Source organism: Myxococcus sp. CA040A (assembly GCF_013336725.1).
GTDB classification, from domain to species: domain Bacteria; phylum Myxococcota; class Myxococcia; order Myxococcales; family Myxococcaceae; genus Myxococcus; species Myxococcus llanfairpwllgwyngyllgogerychwyrndrobwllllantysiliogogogochensis.
On the sequence record NZ_JABUMR010000011.1, the window covers coordinates 106,839 to 122,479 of the forward strand.

Annotated in this window: 15 protein-coding genes; 9 read left to right on the forward strand and 6 right to left on the reverse strand. The window is 69.3% G+C overall.

Translation table 11 applies throughout. The features are described from left to right. Positions 1–22: 22 nt before the first annotated feature. From HUA75_RS38955 to HUA75_RS38965, 3 genes are all read left to right on the forward strand, one after another. A complete protein-coding gene (locus HUA75_RS38955) occupies positions 23–637 on the forward strand; it encodes a PH domain-containing protein (protein WP_141644685.1) in 615 nt (204 codons plus the stop codon). A gap of 266 nt (positions 638–903) precedes the next feature. Further along, positions 904–1,122: a hypothetical protein gene (locus tag HUA75_RS38960; RefSeq protein WP_141644684.1), complete on the forward strand. Its 219-nt coding sequence runs from the start codon at positions 904–906 to the stop codon at positions 1,120–1,122. Continuing rightward, positions 1,119–2,006 (forward strand): hypothetical protein, encoded by an 888-nt coding sequence (locus tag HUA75_RS38965; protein ID WP_174489342.1) that lies wholly within the window; start codon positions 1,119–1,121, stop codon positions 2,004–2,006. The genes HUA75_RS38960 and HUA75_RS38965 overlap by 4 nt, the downstream gene beginning before the upstream one ends. A 49-nt stretch (positions 2,007–2,055) precedes the next feature. Here the strand turns inward: HUA75_RS38965 and HUA75_RS38970 are convergent, their stop codons facing one another. From HUA75_RS38970 to HUA75_RS38980, 3 genes are all read right to left on the reverse strand, one after another. Beyond that, positions 2,056–3,492: a glycoside hydrolase family 43 protein gene (locus HUA75_RS38970; RefSeq protein WP_174489343.1), complete on the reverse strand. Its 1,437-nt coding sequence runs from the start codon at positions 3,490–3,492 to the stop codon at positions 2,056–2,058. Positions 3,493–3,588: 96 nt separating this feature from the next. Further along, positions 3,589–3,861: a DUF2277 domain-containing protein gene (locus tag HUA75_RS38975; protein ID WP_174489344.1), complete on the reverse strand. Its 273-nt coding sequence runs from the start codon at positions 3,859–3,861 to the stop codon at positions 3,589–3,591. A gap of 257 nt (positions 3,862–4,118) precedes the next feature. Next, positions 4,119–5,390, reverse strand: a complete 1,272-nt coding sequence (locus HUA75_RS38980) for an RNA polymerase sigma factor (protein WP_141644680.1) — start codon at positions 5,388–5,390, stop codon at positions 4,119–4,121. A 253-nt stretch (positions 5,391–5,643) separates the two neighbouring features. Between HUA75_RS38980 and HUA75_RS38985 the strand changes: the two genes are divergently transcribed. Further along, positions 5,644–7,293: a HEAT repeat domain-containing protein gene (locus HUA75_RS38985; protein WP_174489345.1), complete on the forward strand. Its 1,650-nt coding sequence runs from the start codon at positions 5,644–5,646 to the stop codon at positions 7,291–7,293. An 8-nt stretch (positions 7,294–7,301) separates the two neighbouring features. On the opposite strand, the gene HUA75_RS38990 is transcribed toward HUA75_RS38985, so the two are convergent. After that, on the reverse strand, positions 7,302–8,636 hold the full coding sequence (locus HUA75_RS38990; protein ID WP_141644678.1) for a replication-associated recombination protein A: 1,335 nt from the start codon (positions 8,634–8,636) through the stop codon (positions 7,302–7,304). Between the two features lie 265 nt (positions 8,637–8,901). Between HUA75_RS38990 and HUA75_RS38995 the strand changes: the two genes are divergently transcribed. The 3 genes from HUA75_RS38995 (at position 8,902) to poxB (ending at position 12,422) form a co-directional block, all read left to right on the forward strand. Continuing rightward, complete coding sequence (locus HUA75_RS38995) at positions 8,902–9,258, forward strand: YciI family protein (protein WP_141644677.1); 357 nt, start codon at positions 8,902–8,904, stop codon at positions 9,256–9,258. A 290-nt stretch (positions 9,259–9,548) separates the two neighbouring features. Further along, positions 9,549–10,583 carry a hypothetical protein gene (locus HUA75_RS39000; protein ID WP_174489346.1) on the forward strand — a complete coding sequence of 345 codons (1,035 nt, stop codon included), beginning with the start codon at positions 9,549–9,551 and terminating at the stop codon, positions 10,581–10,583. A 111-nt stretch (positions 10,584–10,694) separates the two neighbouring features. Then, positions 10,695–12,422: a ubiquinone-dependent pyruvate dehydrogenase gene (poxB, locus tag HUA75_RS39005; protein ID WP_174489347.1), complete on the forward strand. Its 1,728-nt coding sequence runs from the start codon at positions 10,695–10,697 to the stop codon at positions 12,420–12,422. A gap of 5 nt (positions 12,423–12,427) precedes the next feature. On the opposite strand, the gene HUA75_RS39010 is transcribed toward poxB, so the two are convergent. Continuing rightward, positions 12,428–12,889 (reverse strand): 2,4'-dihydroxyacetophenone dioxygenase family protein, encoded by a 462-nt coding sequence (locus tag HUA75_RS39010; RefSeq protein ID WP_174463284.1) that lies wholly within the window; start codon positions 12,887–12,889, stop codon positions 12,428–12,430. A gap of 110 nt (positions 12,890–12,999) precedes the next feature. On the opposite strand from HUA75_RS39010, the gene HUA75_RS39015 reads away from it, so the two are divergent. Continuing rightward, positions 13,000–14,427, forward strand: a complete 1,428-nt coding sequence (locus HUA75_RS39015; RefSeq protein WP_174459260.1) for a PLP-dependent aminotransferase family protein — start codon at positions 13,000–13,002, stop codon at positions 14,425–14,427. Between the two features lie 25 nt (positions 14,428–14,452). Here HUA75_RS39015 and HUA75_RS39020 read toward each other — a convergent pair whose 3' ends face one another. After that, on the reverse strand, positions 14,453–14,836 hold the full coding sequence (locus tag HUA75_RS39020; RefSeq protein WP_174463286.1) for a VOC family protein: 384 nt from the start codon (positions 14,834–14,836) through the stop codon (positions 14,453–14,455). Between the two features lie 109 nt (positions 14,837–14,945). On the opposite strand from HUA75_RS39020, the gene HUA75_RS39025 reads away from it, so the two are divergent. Next, a complete protein-coding gene (locus HUA75_RS39025) occupies positions 14,946–15,545 on the forward strand; it encodes a DUF998 domain-containing protein (protein WP_174489348.1) in 600 nt (199 codons plus the stop codon). The last annotated feature ends 96 nt before the right edge of the window (positions 15,546–15,641 follow it).

Genomic DNA, 15,641 nt, shown 5'->3' on the forward strand with positions numbered 1-15,641 from the left:
TTGGCACACAGGGAGATTTGACATGTTCGGGAAGCTCGCCGCAGACGCGCTCGGCCTCAGTGACATCGGCTCCGTCATCACCTCGGCGGACTACGACAAGGTGGACTCCGACGACTATGTGATGCACGAGGACCAGGAGAAGATCTTCTTCCTCATCAAGTCCAAGTCCGACGAGTACTGTTTCACCAACAAGGCGCTCGTCCACCTCGACGGCACCAGCGCCGCGAGCAAGAAGCGCATGCTGCGCCGCTATACGTACAGCGCCAATCCCGTCTCCCACGTCATGCTCGAGACGGCGGGCAACATCGACATGGACGTCGAAATCAAGTTCCGCCTGGGCGCGCGCGACTTCTCCATCGACGTGCACAAGAAGCACCTGGAGCAGGTGAAGGACCTCTACAAGGCCCTGTTCCGCATCTCCGAGCTGATGCACGAGAACGAAGTCTCCCTGAGCCACGCGAAGACGAGCCTGGAGGTCGCCTCCACCACGCTCGGCCGCGGCCAGGCGGGCGCCACGCCCATCGTCGAGTCCTTCAAGGAGCTCAACCAGGCCGCCTTCGCCTGGCTCGCCGGAGCGCAGCAGAAGTACTGGGTGAAGGACTTCGGCTTCGTCTTCGAGCGATACATCAAGGCCTGAACCCTCCCACATCCATCGCCGGATGCCTGCTCGTGCATCCGGCGGCCGGGCTCAGCACGCGCGGTCCTCACCCGCTACACCTGTTGTCGCTCTCAAGACGGGCTCTCCCTGTAATCCAGGTGCAACTGGACTCAATCGACGGGAGGCGCGGACGGGCCGCTCGTATGTCTTCGGGATTCGCTCTACCCTGGAAGTCCTCACCAGGAGCGTTCGCGATTATCACCTCGTCCTCCCAGACCGCCCCCGCTGGCTGGCACGACATTCTCGTGCGTCACCTCGAACCCCTGCTCGGAGGCTTCACCGCCAAGATGGCCATCCACACGGCGGCGTTGCGCGCGCTGAAGCGCCCGCCGGAGCAGGTCACGCTCCAGGAACTCCCGCAACTGCTCGAAGGCCTCAAGCCGATGCTCAACACCTTCATTGGCGCGCTGCACGCCAAGGTCATCCTCGCGGAAATCGCCACCTCGCTGGAGAAGGCGCGATGAGCCCCGCTTCCGCTTCCAGTCGCTCCACCTCCGTCGCACCGTGGTTCGGCGCCGTGGTGGTGCTCCAGTTCGCCCACCTCTTCGCCGTCGCGACGGCGGCGCCCGAGCGGCTGGCGTTGGTGCATGACGTCGCGGGATGGGTGAGCGGACTGCTCGCCGTCGCCGGCACGTTCGCCGCGGCGAGCGCGTTCGTCTCCGGGGACTACCTGCGCAAGGTGTGGGGCGGACTCACGGCGGGGGCAGCCCTGTCCCTGGTCAGCGCGGCGCTGCGCAGCTACTGGCTGCACACGGTGCCGGACGTCGCCTTCACGGCCTCGCCGCTGCTGCCCTACCGCATGGTCGCCGTGGTGTTGGCCAACATCGCCACCACCTACGCGCTGGTCCTCCTGGCGATGACCTACCGGCAGTCGGGCCTCCAGCCTCCCTCCAGCCCTCGCACGAAGGCGCTGTGGGCGGTGACGGCCATCGCCGCGCTGGCGGTGGGCATCCCCTCGCTCGTCACGGAGGTGCGCAACCTCGCCTCTGGCGTCAACTCCGCGCCCTCGGCGGTCATCAGCCTGGCGTCGACGCTGGCGGACATGACGACCATCTTCCTGGTCGCCCCCATCCTGAGCGTCGCGTACATGCTGCGCGGTGGACGGCTCGCCTGGGTGTGGTGGGCCATGGGCCTGTCCGGCGCCACGTGGCTGCTGTACGACGCGCGCGTGTGGCTGGCCCCGCTGCTCCCCGGCGACGCGGCGCATGGCGCGGAGCTGCTGCGCACGCTGCGGACATCCGGACTCGTGCTGCTCGGGCTCGCGGGCTGGCTGCAGCGCTCCGCCCTGGGGCCCCAGAAGGTCGAGGCCCCCGAGGCCTCGCTCAACACCTCCGCCGGGATGTCCTGACGCCGGAAGGGGGCACGGCGCACCGTGCCCCCCTCGAGCTCTCCCAAGGCTACGGCCGGGGACGCGAACCCGCCGAGGGCGCCTCCGGCACCGCGGGCCAACCGTTGGGCCAGGTGATGGCGTCCACGAGCATGACCCGCGCGGTGTGAGCGCTGTTCCACGCGTGGTAGACCATGTACGTGTCGCCGCCCGGTCCGTTCACCACGGAGTTGTGGCCCGGTCCCACCCAGCCGCCTCCCGTCGTGAGGATGGGCGCGCCCGCCTTGGTGTACGGCCCCAGCGGACTGGTGGCCCGGGCGACTCCCACGGCGTAGGTGCTGTTGTAGTACGCGTTACCACTGTAAAAGAGATAGTAGTAGCCGCCGCGCGCGACGACCCACGGCGCCTCCACCACGCCGCCTTCCCAGGCGAGGTTGTTGGTCATGAGCGTGCGCCGGGTTCCCACCAGCGACAGTCCGTCCGCGGAGAGCGCCTGGCCGTAGAGGGGCGTCGGCTGGCCCACCGCGTTCCCATCCGCCTTCCACACGAGGTACCCCGTCCCGGCGGTGTCCGTGAAGAATGTCGCGTCAATCATCCCCATGCCCGCGTCGTGGATGAGGGGCCGGCCCAGGTCCGTGAACGGCCCGGTGGCGCTGGTGGACGTGGCCGCGCCAATGGACAGCTTTCCGTTCGAGTGCCGCGCGGTGAAGTACGCGATGAAGCGTCCGCCCACCCGGTGGATTTCCGGCGCCCAGAAGTCACCGGTCGCCCATGACGGCCGACTCCCGGCTGGGAAGATGGAGCCCGCGCCCGTCCACGTCACCAGGTCCGTGGAGACGCGCAGCGGGAAGGCGCTCGCGGCGCCCCCCGAGGTGCACGCGGCCACGTAGCGAGTGCCGTCATGAATGACGCCCGGGTCCGCGCAGTCCGAGGCGACGACGGGGTTCTGGTACAGGCCGCCGCAGCCCGTGTAGCGCATGGACATGCCGCAGGCATTCGCTCCGCTGAAGTAGGGCCCCCAGCCGTTCGACAGCACGGCGTAGGAGTTGGGGGCCGCATTCACACAAGCCCTGTCCCAGAACACACGCCCGCCTACGTCGTCGTATTGCGCGGGGTGATTCGCCGGGTGCATCCACGCGGCGCCGTAGGTCACTCGCGTGGCACAAGCCCCCGCGCCAGGACAGGTGGTGTCGAGCGCGAGCACACAGGCGTTGTTGCCCGTGAAGTACGGCTTCCAGCCGTTGGAGAGCACGGCGTAGGAGTTGGTGCCCTCGTTGACGCAGACGCCATCCCACGTCACCAGGTCCGCCGCGACGTCTTCATTCCCGGGGTGGCCCGAGGGATGAATCCAGCGGTCTCCGTAGGTGATGCGCGTGCTGCATGCGAGCGCCCCGGTGGCGGTATTCGCGGGCTCCTCTCCCAGCGAGGTCTCCGGACTCTCACTTCCACAGCCCACTGCGAGCAGCGAGGCAACGGCAACGACAGACCACCACGAGGACCGCTTCATCGGACGACCTCCGAGCGCAAGGGCCGGCCTCGGCCCCATGCGCCGTGTGCACTGCGTGGAAACAGTCGGTCAGCGGCCAGGACTCGCGGGCGGGACTCAGCCGGCGGCGTCGGCCTTCTTGTAGCGAAGCTTCTTCAGGGCCTCGAACCGCACCCTGTCTCTCGGGGGCGTCGTCGCCACCAACCCGTCCAGCATCAGCTTCGAGCTTCGGAAGATTTCCTCGACGGCCACCTCGAACGCATCCGCGTTCTGCTTCGACGGCTTGCGCGTCCCGGCGATCTTCCGGACGAACTGCAGGGCCGCCGCGCGAATGTCGTCATCCGTGGCGGGAGGCGAGAAGTTGAACAGGGGCTTGATGTTCCGGCACATGCGCGCAGGGTAGTCCAACTCCCACGGCGACAACCCCCGGCGGACCCTCACCCACGCCTGGCGAGGGACGAAGCGAGGGCTTGAGCATGCCCGTCAACGCTTCGGCTCCAGGGGCCGTGAAAGATTTCCACGAGAGTACGTGTGCCGCCGACGGCCCCCCTTGCGTCACCCTCGCGCGGAGCACGTGCTCGCGTCCCGCTACTTCGAGCCTCAGGCGGAGGTCCCGCGTCACGCAGGTGCGAGCGAGCCTGGCGCGACTATGCCTCCTTGCGAGCGCAGGCCGCGGCGCGGTCGAGGAGCAGCGTCTGTTCGCGTGCGTTGCGAGTGAGCGAGGCGGCGCGCTCGAACTCCTTGCGTGCCTCGTCGAAGCGACCCAGCTTCCGCAGCAGGTCTCCGCGCACGCTGGGCAGCAGGTGGTAGCTGGCGAGCGAAGGCTCCGCGGTCAGCGTGTCGACGACCGCCAACCCGGCGGCGGGGCCGTACGCCATCGACAGAGCCACCGCGCGGTTCAGCTCGATGACGGGCGACGGCGTGAGCCGCACCAGCACCGCGTACAGCGACGCGATGCGCGCCCAGTCCGTGTCCTCCGGTTGCCGCGCCCGAGCATGACAGGCGGCGAGCGCGGCCTGCAGCGCATACGGCCCCTGCGCCCCGCCCAGCTTCTCCGCGCGCTCCAGCGCCGCGAGCCCACGGCGGATGAGGAGCTGGTCCCACTGCGCGCGGTTCTGCTCGAGCAGCAGCACGGGTTGACCGTTGGGCCCCACGCGGGCCCGCGAGCGCGACGCCTGGATTTCCATCAGCGCGACCAAGCCGTGGACCTCCGGCTCCTGGGGGGCCAGCTCCGCGAGGATGCGTCCCAGCCGCAGCGCGTCCGCGCACAGCTCCGGCCGCATCCAGTCGTCTCCCCCCGTCGCTGAATACCCCTCGTTGAAGACGAGGTAGATGACCTCCAGCACCGACGACAGACGGACCGCGAGCTCCTCGCCCCGGGGCAGCTCGAAAGGCACCTTCTCCTCGGAGAGCGTGCGCTTGGCCCGGACGATGCGCTGGGCGACGGTGGGGGATGGCACCAGGAAGGCGCGCGCGATTTCGTCCGTCGTCAGGCCCCCGAGCAACCTCAAGGTGAGCGCGACGCGCGCCTCCGTCGAGAGGATGGGATGGCAGGCGATGAACATGAGGCGCAAGAGGTCGTCGCCCACGTCGTTGTCGAGCGCCGCGTCCAGGTCCGGGGCGCCGTGCGCCTGGTCCGACTCCAACTCGTGGCCCAGCTCCTCGTGCTTGCGCTCCAGGCGCTTGCCCCGACGAAGCTCGTCGATGGCGCGTCGCTTGGCGGTGGCCATCAACCACGCGCCCGGGTTGTCCGGAATGCCGGCCGTGGGCCAGCGCTCCAGCGCGGCGACCAGCGCGTCCTGGGCGAGTTCCTCGGCGAGCCCGACGTCGCGCACCATGCGCGTCAGGCCGGCGATGAGCCGAGCGGACTCAATCCTCCAGACCGCTTCGATGGCACGATGATTCTCGGAGACCGTCACGCGGCGGAATAGAGCACCCTCGTCCGCCGATGCAAGGACGGCCCGCGCCCGAGCGCGAAAGCCTCTCAAGGCCGACAGGTGTCCAACGGCCACAGTGTGCCGTGGGTTGCGAGGGGCGCCCACACGGGCTAGCTTTTCGTTGACTTCTGCAACCACGCAGCCGGCCTCGCCCCCCGGTCCCAACGCGGCGTCCACCGTGGTTTCCAGTCCGAGAGTGGTGTGGTCCTCGCGCGAGAATCTCTGCGCGCAACTCGTGTCCCTGCTGCGAAGCACTCCCCTTCACGACAAGTGGGTCCGCCAGCGACTCGTCCGGCTCATCGGACGGCTCGATACAGCCGGACAGCATCAGTCCCTGCTTCGCTCGGTGCTGTTGGACCCGCGAGAGACCTACGACGTGAGAGACGCGGTGATGCGCCTCGCGCACTGGCGTCCCCCATGGCTGAAGCTGTCACGAGAGGAGTTCTCCCGGCTCGCGGGGCGGACCCCTTCATACGAGGGCGACGACCTCTTGAGCAGGCAACCGGGCCCGACCTTCACCCTGTCCAGCGTGCTCTGCGAAGCGGGGCTCGACGAGGACTCCGAGGAGCTCGCAAGGGACGTCCTGAGCGCGGCGACGCCAGACACGCGCGCGAGAATCCTCCACGACCAACGACCGGGCGCGCTCACCCCCTCTCTCATGGAATGGCTGTTCCTGAAGTGGTGGGAAGAGGACCGCCATCACCTCGACAAGCAAGGCGACCGAGGACACGAGCTCAATGGATTCGTCGCCCTCGAATGCCGGAACCGCCCCGGCATGTGGGACCTGCTCACGCAATGGGCCCGCAACTGGCCGACCGACCACCTGAAGTGGCATGTCCTTCCCAGGTTGTCGCCCGCCGAGCAGGTGCGACTGCTGACCTCCCATCCGGAGCTCCACCAACGGGCCGTGGCCGAATTCCTGCTCCCCTTGCGGGAGCTGCACGCGGCGCTCGGCACGGAGGGACTGTCGCGCGCCCTGCGCAAGGTGGTCCTCGCGGAGAGCCTGGCGCTGGTCGTGAACCGCGCGAACATCGTCGAGCGCCCGGAGCCCTTCGGGCGCGCAGTGAAGGTGCTGGGTGAATGGGGCGCGGCACGGCCGCTCCTGTATGAGCTGCTCTGCTCGTTCGACGTGGATGTCGAGGCACGCGGAGCGCTGCTCATGGAGCTCTTCGCGCGGGACCGGGCCGCCGCGCTCCGCTGGACATTCGCCGCGGTCTCCTACCCGGACAATCTGCCGCTCGTGATGAGAGCCCACCAACTCGCGGCCAGACACCCCCGGCCCGAGGACAGGCCCCTGTTCCTGAGATGGCTGCGCGACGAGGACGTGCACGGGCAGCTCCTCGCCATGGAAGGGCTGATGGGCCTGGGAGAATCCGGAGCGGGCTGGAGGGACCGGCTCACGTTCCTCGCGCGCTCCGATTCCCCGAGGGTGAGGCTGAACGCGGCCGCGGGGCTGGTGAGAGAGGGACTGCATGAGTGGCTCGAGCCGCTGCGCCTGGTGGCCGTCGACGAGTCTCCCGGGGCGACCCTGCGTTCCGAGGCGATTCGATGGCTGGGTGTGTTGGATGCCGAGGCCAGCCGCTCGCTGCTGTACCGGGCGCTCGAGACTCCACCGGGCCCTGGGGACATCGGCGGGTTCGGCGCGCCTCCGGCTTCGGACGAAGCGAACGAGGCGGCCTGGGCCCTCAATCGTCTGGGGACCCCGGAAGATCTCGCGAGGCTCCTGGACGCCCGGGTGAGAGGGCAGTGCGGTTGGTATTTCGATGACGAGCTGGAGAACCACGTGCTCCGGCAGGAAGGCCGCTCGCGGCCCCCGCCGCCCTCCTACTGGGAGCGCGGGGACCTCCTGGAGTTCGCGCAAGCCGCGCGCGACAGGGAGGAGTAGCCCGGGCCCTACTCGCCCCGGCTGGCCTTGTCCTCGCGCCACCAGTGACTCATGCGCTCGTGGATCTCCGCCTCGTAGCCTTCCTTGCTCGGGCGGTAGAAGACGGAGCGCTCCAGCGGCGGGGGCAGGTAGGTCTGCCCCGGGGCGTAGTGGTCCTTGAAGTCCCAGGGCGGGGTGTAGCCCTTGCCGTGCCCCAGCTCCTTCATCAAGTCCGTGGGCGCGTTGCGCAGCGGCAGCGGCGGCGCCGCGTTGGGGTGCTCCTCCAGCGCGGCGAGCGCGGCGTTCATCGCCGCATAGGCGCGATTGCTCTTGCGCGCCGTGGCCAGCGTGACGACGGCATGCGCGACGAACAGCCGCCCCTCCGGCATGCCCGTGGAGTGGAAACTCTCCTCGCACGCGCGGACGATGGTGATGGCCTCCGGCATCGCCATGCCCACATCCTCCACGGCGATGACCTTGAGCCTGCGCCACAGCGACACCACGTCCCCTGTCTGCAGCAGCTTCGCGGCCCAGAAGATGGCGCCCTGCGCGTTGGAACCCCGGCAGGACTTCTGGAGCGCGCTCAGCAGGTCGTAGTGCTGGTCTCCATCCTTGTCGTGCCGCGCGAGCCCCGTGCCCACCGCCTCGCGCGCCGTGTCCACGTTGATTTCGCCACCGTCCGCCGTCAGCCCCGCGGCCATCTCCAGCGCGCCCAGCGCCTTGCGCACGTCCCCTGCCCCGCCCCTCGCCAGCAGCGCGAGTGCGTCTTCTCCCACGGTCAGCTTGCGCTTGCCCAGGCCGCGCTTCTCGTCGGTGAGTGCTCGCTGGAGCGCGCCCTGGATGTCCGCGAGCGTGAGGTCCTGGAGCTGGAAGACGCGGCACCGGCTGACGAGCGCGGGGCGCACCTCGAAGCTGACGTTCTCCGTCGTCGCGCCCAGCAGGACGAGCAGGCCGCTCTCCACGTGCGGCAGCGCCTGCTCCTGGACGTTCTTCGCCCAGCGGTGGATTTCGTCCACGAAGAGCACCGTCCGGCGCGAGTACTGGTTGCGCGCGCGTTCGGCCTCCGCGACGACTTCGCGGATGCGGGGAATGCCATCCGACACGGCCGACAGGATGACCAACTCCGCGTCGACGCTGGAGGCCAGCATGCGCGCCAGCGTCGTCTTGCCCACGCCAGGCGGGCCCCAGAACAGCGAGGAGACAATCTGCTTGCGCTCCATCAACCGGCGCAGCGGACCTCCCGGGCCGAGCAGATGGGACTGTCCGATGAACTCATCGGGCGTGCGTGGACGCATCCGCTCCGCGAGGGGAGCGAAGCGATTCACATCGACGGAAGCAGAGAACAGGTCGGGGCCGGCACTCATCGCACTGCACGCTCCCCTCTCCGACGCGCGGGGTCAACCACCGAGGCACACCCAGAGTGGCGCGCGGTCCTCTCTCACCCATGGTGCGGCGGCGGTCCACTCCCGTCGGATACCGGACAGGGGAAAGCGGCGCGGTCCGCCCGAATGAAAAACGCACCGTGCGACTGGCGGGCAAGCGATGGAGAGCGAGCAACGCACCTTCGGTGGCTCGACGGCGTGTCACGGGGCTGGCGTAGAGTCGCGGCTCTCAAAAGGAGGGAGCGCGATGTCATTCATGCTGCTGATGATGGAGGCCCCGGGGAAGCGCCAGGCTCGGCCACTCGATGAAGGCCAGGCCGCCTACGCTCGGATGATGGCCTTCCAGGAGAAGCTCCGGACCAATGGCGTGCTCGTGACGGGCGAGGCGCTCAAGTCCGATGACCACGCGGTGCGCATCGAGAACTACGGGGGCAAGCGCACGGTGAGCGACGGCCCGTTCACCGAGTCGAAGGAAATCATCGGCGGCTTCTTCCTCCTCAACTGCAAGACGCGCGATGAGGCCCTGGAATATGCCCACGCGTGTCCCGCCAGTGAGTGGGGCATCGTCGAGCTGCGGGAAGTCGCCAGCAGCTGTTACGAGTGAGCTGGAGCACCGTCCAGGTCCGTCGTCCCGTCCCGTGAGTCCCCCAGTGTGCCGCCCCGCTCCACGCTGGAGGCTCACGTACGCCCAGCCCCTCGAACCGACCTTTGTCGCTGACGCACCCCGTTAGGGGCTGGCCGTTCTATCCCTCACCGAGGGTGAGTCAGGGATATCTCAGCCCCCAAGAAACCGCGGAAGGGAGGGACCGATAACTCTTTTGTAGGTCATTTGCTGCCGGCCCCCACACCCCCCAGAGGCCTGTCATGAATTTTAGAGTCCCGAGCTTCAGCGATGTGAAGAGAACGGTCGTCGACAAGGCGAAGGACGCGAAGGACGCGGTCGTCGACAAGGCGAAGGACGCGAAGGACGCGGTCGTCGACAAGGCGAAGGACGCGAAGAACACGGTCGTCGACACCTCGAAGGACGTGTTCGAGGTGGTGAAGCACAATCCGGTGACGGACAAGCTGAAGCAGGTGCTCCCGGACCCGAAGGACCTGGCGCGCGACGCGCTCCAGACGGGCCTGCGGGTGGCCTACCAAGGCGCGGACAAGCTGCTGCCGAGCGGCGCGACGGACCTGCTGCTGAGTGGCACCGAGAAGGGCATGGACGTGCTCGCCAAGGGCTCCGAGGTGGTGCTGGGCAAGGACTCCGGCGTGACGGACAAGCTCCAGAAGCTGGCGGACGTGGACCTCAACGGCATCAACCGGACCAAGGACCCCGTGACGGGCCAGGAGCTCAAGGCGGACTGGCCGGGCCTGTGGAGCACGTGGCTGCTGGAGGAGAAGCCCAAGGACCTGGGCACCTGGACCAAGGAGGGCGGCGTCGACGTCGTCACCGTGCGCGACAACGCGTACACGGAGGACCTCGCCGGCCGCCCGCACCAGCAGGCCGTGACGGACGCGTTCTTCGAGAAGTTCCCGAACCCGAAAGTGGGCGACACGTTCTCGCCGAACGACGTGAACCACCCGGACTACAACGCGGGGCTCTACAAGTTCACGGGCCCGGGGACGGCCGAGGAAGGCAGCGAGTCCGCGAAGGACGACAAGCAGGGGGCCTATACGTCGCTGGAGTGGTTCATGGGCTCGTACCACACGCAGGTGAAGTGCACCGGCATCGACGAGAAGACGGGCAAGCCGAACCTGGAGTACACGGTGTCGAACAAGGCCCACTTCCAGTCGGGGACCCGCGTGCCGGACAGCTTCCAGAAGGCGGGCCTGCCGGAGTACCTCGTCCCCAATCACGACCGGGGTGAAGGGGTGGGCATCGGTGGGAACTGGCAGCAGCACTACGTCTGGACCGCCAACGGCGTGGAAGCGCCGAAGAAGTAATCGCGACGCCTGACGCGGGATGCCCTCCCGCGTCCAGGGCGGCCAGCGGAGTGCCTGCTCACCTGCTGACTCGGGTTGCCCGGAAGCCGGGCGCCCCCCAGCTTCACTCGCATGAGTCACTCCAGTGTGGCGGATGCGCTCGTCCAGACGCTCATCGACGCGGGTGCCGAGCGCATCTACGGCGTCGTCGGCGACAGCCTCAATCCCATCACCGACGCCGTGCGCCGCAGCCAGGGGAAGCTGCGGTGGGTCCACGTCCGGCACGAAGAGGCCGGCGCCTTCGCCGCCTCCGCCGAGGCCCAGCTCAGCGGCAAGCTCGCGGTGTGCGCGGGGAGCTGCGGACCGGGCCACCTGCACCTCATCAACGGGCTCTATGACGCCCATCGCAGCTACGCCCCGGTGCTCGCGCTCGTCTCTCACATCCCCAGCGAGCAGATTGGCACCTCGTACTTCCAGGAGACGCACCCGGAGCTGCTGTTCCGCGAGTGCAGCCACTTCTGCGAGATGGTGTCCAACCCCAAGCAGGCCCCGCGCCTGTTCCGGCTCGCCGCGCGGACGGCGCTGGCGAAAGGCGGCGTATCCGCCGTGGTGCTTCCCGGAGACATCGCCGCGCTCGACGCGGGCGAGGACGTCCCCTCCAGCTTCTCCACCGCGCTCCCCGTGGTCCGCCCGGCCGACGCGGAGTTGGACCGGCTGGCCGCGCTGCTCAACTCCGCCTCACGGGTGACGGTGTTCTGCGGCAGCGGCTGCAAGGGTGCCCACGCGGAGGTGCTCGCGCTGGCCAAGGCGCTCCAGTCTCCCGTGGGCCACGCGTACCGCGGCAAGGAGTGGGTGGCGTACGACAACCCCTACGACGTGGGCATGACGGGCCTGCTGGGCTACGGCGCGGCGTACGAAGCCATGCACGCGTGTGATGTCCTCCTGCTGCTGGGCACCGACTTCCCCTACGACGTGTTCATGCCCGTGAAGCCCCACATCGCCCAGGTGGACGTGCGGCCAGAGCACCTGGGACGCCGCTCGCGCCTGGACCTGGGCGTCTGCGGCGACATCCGGGAGACCTTGGGCGCCCTCCTTCCCCGGCTGGAGCAGAAGGAAGACCGGCGCCATCTGGAGAATGCACTGGAGGAGCTGGCCAAGGCGCGGCACAAGCTGGACACCCACGTGCGCAACGTCGGCTCGCACCGCCCCCTGCATCCGGAGTACGTGGCCGCCCTGCTCGACGAGGTGGCGGCCGACAACGCCGTCTTCACCGTGGACACGGGCATGTGCAACGTGTGGTCCGCCCGCTACCTGCGCGCCACCGCCGAGCGGCGCATCATCGGCTCCTTCACGCACGGCTCCATGGCCAACGCGCTGCCGCAGGCCATTGGCGCGCAGCTGCTGTACCCGGACCGGCAGGTCATCTCCATGTCCGGGGACGGCGGCTTCGCCATGCTGATGGGCGACTTCCTCACGCTGGCGCAGTACGACCTGCCCGTGAAGGTCGTCATCTTCAACAACAGCTCGCTCGGCATGGTGAAGCTGGAGATGCAGGTGTCTGGCTACCCGGACACGGAGACGGACCTGGTGAATCCGGACTTCGCGAAGCTGGCGGAGGCCGTAGGCGTCATGGGGCAGCGCGTGGAGGCCCCCGGGGACGTGCGCGGCGCCTTCGAGCGAGCCCTCTCACACCCGGGGCCCGCCCTCGTCGACGTCGTCACGGACCCGCACGCGCTCTCCATGCCTCCCCGGGTCACCGCGAAGCAGGTGGCGGGCTTCGCCCTCGCGATGACGAAGCTCGTCTTCACCGGCGAGGGCGGCGAGGTGCTGGACACGGTGGAGGCGCAGCTCCACCACTGACGGCGTCACTCGAGGGTGGCCAGGAACTCCGCGCCGTTCGCCTCGCACCAGCGCCGGTAGGTCTCCAGCCGTTCGGCGGAGCCGACGCTCTTGGTGACCCGGCCCTCGGCGTCCAGGTACTCGATGGCGCCGCGCACGGTGATGAGGATGACGACCGGCTCGTCACCGATGGCCATCCAGCTGTCGGTGTTGCCCGCCGGCTCGTAGACGTAGCCACCGGGTCCCACCACGTCGCCGGTGTCGAGCAGCTTGCGCGTCCCGGAGAGGTTGACGGCATGCACCTCGCCCGTGTGTCGGTGACGGGGAATCAGGGTGCCGGGCTCCAGCCGGAAGATGTACATCCAGCCCGAGCCGTCCCGGAAGAAGCGCAGCGGCTTGAAGGAGAGGCCCGGCGGGCCCATGGGAATCCAGGGCATGCGCGCGGGGTCGACGGGGTGTGACGTGAGGGACTGGGCAGCGGGGCTCATGGGGGCTCCAGGGTTCGGTTGAGAAGTGCCGGCAGGGTGCTCCTCCCATGGCCCGCCGACAGGTCCAGGTTTGACGAATCTCACTGGGCCAATCTATGGAGGTCCCTGTCATGGACCTTCACGTCGACCTCAAGGACCGCAGGGACCTGGCGGGGCAGATTTATCGGGGCCTGCGGGCGCAGATTCTCGACGGTCGCCTGCGCGGCGGAGAGCGGGTACCGCCCACGCGCGAGCTGGCCCGGCGGCTGGGCGTGTCACGCAACACGGTGAGCGTCGCCTACGAGTGGCTGGGCGCGGAGGGGCTGCTCGCGGGGCGCAGCCGTGCGGGCAGCATCGTCCAGGAGCCGCCTCGGGAGCACGCCCCGCGAGGCAGGGCCTCCGCCGGAGTGAAGCTGCGCCCTCGGGCCATCTGGAGCGAGCTGCCCACCCCTCGCCCGCCCGAGCCCCCCGCGCGCCATGACTTCCGCGTCGGCATCCCGGACGCCGCGCTGTTTCCGTTCGAGACCTGGCGCCGATTGATGGCGAGGCAGTTGCGCGCCTCGGCGATGACGGCGGCCTACATGGACCCGTCCGGACAGCCCGAGCTGCGGGAGGCCGTGGCGCGCCACATCGGCGTGTCGCGCGGCGTGCGCGCCGACGCCACGGACGTGCTCATCACCCACGGTGCCCAGCAGGCGCTCGACCTCATCGGGCGCGTCCTGCTGGAGCCCGGAGACTGCGTCGCCGTCGAGGAGCCGGGCTACCCACCCGCGCGCCTCCTGTTCCAGTCGCTGGGAGCGCGCGTCGTGCCCGTTCCCGTCGACGCGGAAGGACTCGACGTGAGCGCACTGCCGGACGACGCGCGCCTCGTCTACGTCACGCCGTCCCACCAGTTTCCGCTCGGCATCGTGATGTCACCGGCGCGAAGACTCGCGCTGCTCGACTGGGCCCGCCAGCGCGACGCGGTGGTCATCGAGGACGACTACGACAGCGAGTTCCGCTTCGGCGGCAGGCCGCTCGAGACGCTCCATGGCCTGGACCGTTCCGGGCGCGTCCTCTACGTCGGCTCGTTCTCCAAGGTGCTGCTGCCCGGGCTGCGCCTGGGATTCCTCGTCGCGCCGCCGTCACTCCGGCGGGAGCTGCGGCTGGCGAAGCAGGTGGCGGACAGCCACAGCCAGCTCCCCGCTCAGGCGGTCCTCGCGCGCTTCATCGACACCGGCCTGCTGGCCCGTCACCTGCGCAAGACGCGGCGCGAGTACGAGCACCGGCACGCGCGACTCACCGAAGGGCTCACGCGCCACTTTGGCTCCGGGCTCCGCCTGCTGCCCTCCGTCGCGGGCCTGCACCTGTGCGCGACCTTCGCGCGGGGTGGCGCTCGGCTGGAGAAGGCGCTCACGGGGCAGGCACGCGCCGCGGGTGTCGGAGTGGAGGCACTCTCCCCGTACTTCGCCGGCGCGCCAACGCGCCATGGCTGGGTGCTGGGCTACGGCGCGCTCACAGCGGACGGCATCGACGAGGGGCTCCGCCGCCTGCGCGCCAGTGTGGCCGGAGCGCTCTGATCCCCGAGGCTCACCGCGACGGGACTCAGCCCCAGACGGTGGGTGGCGGCCCCTGGTCCGGGTTGTTCATCTTCACGATGCAGAAGCGATGGCCCGTGGGCGCCTCCATCACCCACCAGCGCTTCACCCAGCCGATGCGCCGGGCGCCCAGCGCCTCCAGGCGCGCAGCCTCCGCGTCCTGGTCGTCCGCCTCGATGTCCAGGTGGATGCGCGAAGGGTGGGAGACCTTCTGCAGCGCGGCGTGCAGCCCCATTGGAGTGTCCTGGAGGCCCACGTATTCGGCGCCACCCTCGACTTCGTGCTCGCCCACCCGGAGGCCCAGCGCCTGGCCCCAGAAGGTGGCGGCGGACCGCATGTCCCCGGTCTCACAATCGATGATGAAGCCCGAGAGTCGGCTGCGATGCGACATGACGCCCTCCTCATGGCGTAAGCCCCTGCAATCTGACGACGCCCCGGGCGTGGGGCTACCCCCATCGAATCCCCTTTCTCCGGGCCCCCTGCCCCCTTGGAATAAGCGCATGAACCCTGGGGTCTTCCTCGCAGCCCTGCTCGCCACGACGCTTACCGCCCTGCCGCCGTGGTGGTTCGCGCGACGGCGTCCCGGCTACAGCCACCTGCGCCACACCATCAGCGAGCTGGGCGCGTCGGGGGCTCCCGAGGCGAAGCGGGTGGCGTGGCTCGGCTTCGCGCCCGCGGGGCTCGCCGTCATGGGCTTCTCCGCCGTGCTCAACACACAGCTCGCGCCGAATGGAGACGTCATCACCGGGCTCGCGCTGCTGTCGCTGCTGGGAGTCAGCTACGTGGGCGCGGCGGTGTTCCCCTGCGACGAGGGCGCGCCGTTCTGGGGCACCTGGAAGAACCAGATGCACAACCTGGTCGCCGGGCTGGGCTACTTCGGCGCGGGCGGCGGGCTCATCGAACTGCAGCGCGTGTTCGAGGACCTGCCCGCGCTGGCGTCGCTCTCCACGCTGACGGGCGCGGTGGGCAAGCTCGTCCTGCTCGGCATGGTCGCGCTGTCCTTCGAGTCACCCGTGCGCGGACTCATCCAGCGAACGGTGGAGTCGCTCGTGTTCGGATGGATGCTGCTCGTGGGCGCGTGGCTGATGCTCGCCCACTGAGCACGACGCTCGCACCCGAGGGAGGGGCAGGCACGCGACGCAAAGGCCCAGGTGTCCACAGACGCGGGCCACGCCGTCCGCTCCTGGACCTCGCGA

Excerpts from the sequence above, each read along its gene's own strand:
- HUA75_RS38955 (WP_141644685.1), top strand. The coding sequence starts at position 23 with ATGTTCGGGAAGCTCGCCGCAGACGCGCTCGGCCTCAGTGACATCGGC.
- HUA75_RS38965 (WP_174489342.1), top strand. The coding sequence starts at position 1,119 with ATGAGCCCCGCTTCCGCTTCCAGTCGCTCCACCTCCGTCGCACCGTGG.
- HUA75_RS38970 (WP_174489343.1), bottom strand. The coding sequence starts at position 3,492 with ATGAAGCGGTCCTCGTGGTGGTCTGTCGTTGCCGTTGCCTCGCTGCTC.
- HUA75_RS38975 (WP_174489344.1), bottom strand. The coding sequence starts at position 3,861 with ATGTGCCGGAACATCAAGCCCCTGTTCAACTTCTCGCCTCCCGCCACG.
- HUA75_RS38990 (WP_141644678.1), bottom strand. The coding sequence starts at position 8,636 with ATGAGTGCCGGCCCCGACCTGTTCTCTGCTTCCGTCGATGTGAATCGC.
- HUA75_RS38995 (WP_141644677.1), top strand. The coding sequence starts at position 8,902 with ATGTCATTCATGCTGCTGATGATGGAGGCCCCGGGGAAGCGCCAGGCT.
- poxB (WP_174489347.1), top strand. The coding sequence starts at position 10,695 with ATGAGTCACTCCAGTGTGGCGGATGCGCTCGTCCAGACGCTCATCGAC.
- HUA75_RS39010 (WP_174463284.1), bottom strand. The coding sequence starts at position 12,889 with ATGAGCCCCGCTGCCCAGTCCCTCACGTCACACCCCGTCGACCCCGCG.
- HUA75_RS39015 (WP_174459260.1), top strand. The coding sequence starts at position 13,000 with ATGGACCTTCACGTCGACCTCAAGGACCGCAGGGACCTGGCGGGGCAG.
- HUA75_RS39020 (WP_174463286.1), bottom strand. The coding sequence starts at position 14,836 with ATGTCGCATCGCAGCCGACTCTCGGGCTTCATCATCGATTGTGAGACC.
- HUA75_RS39025 (WP_174489348.1), top strand. The coding sequence starts at position 14,946 with ATGAACCCTGGGGTCTTCCTCGCAGCCCTGCTCGCCACGACGCTTACC.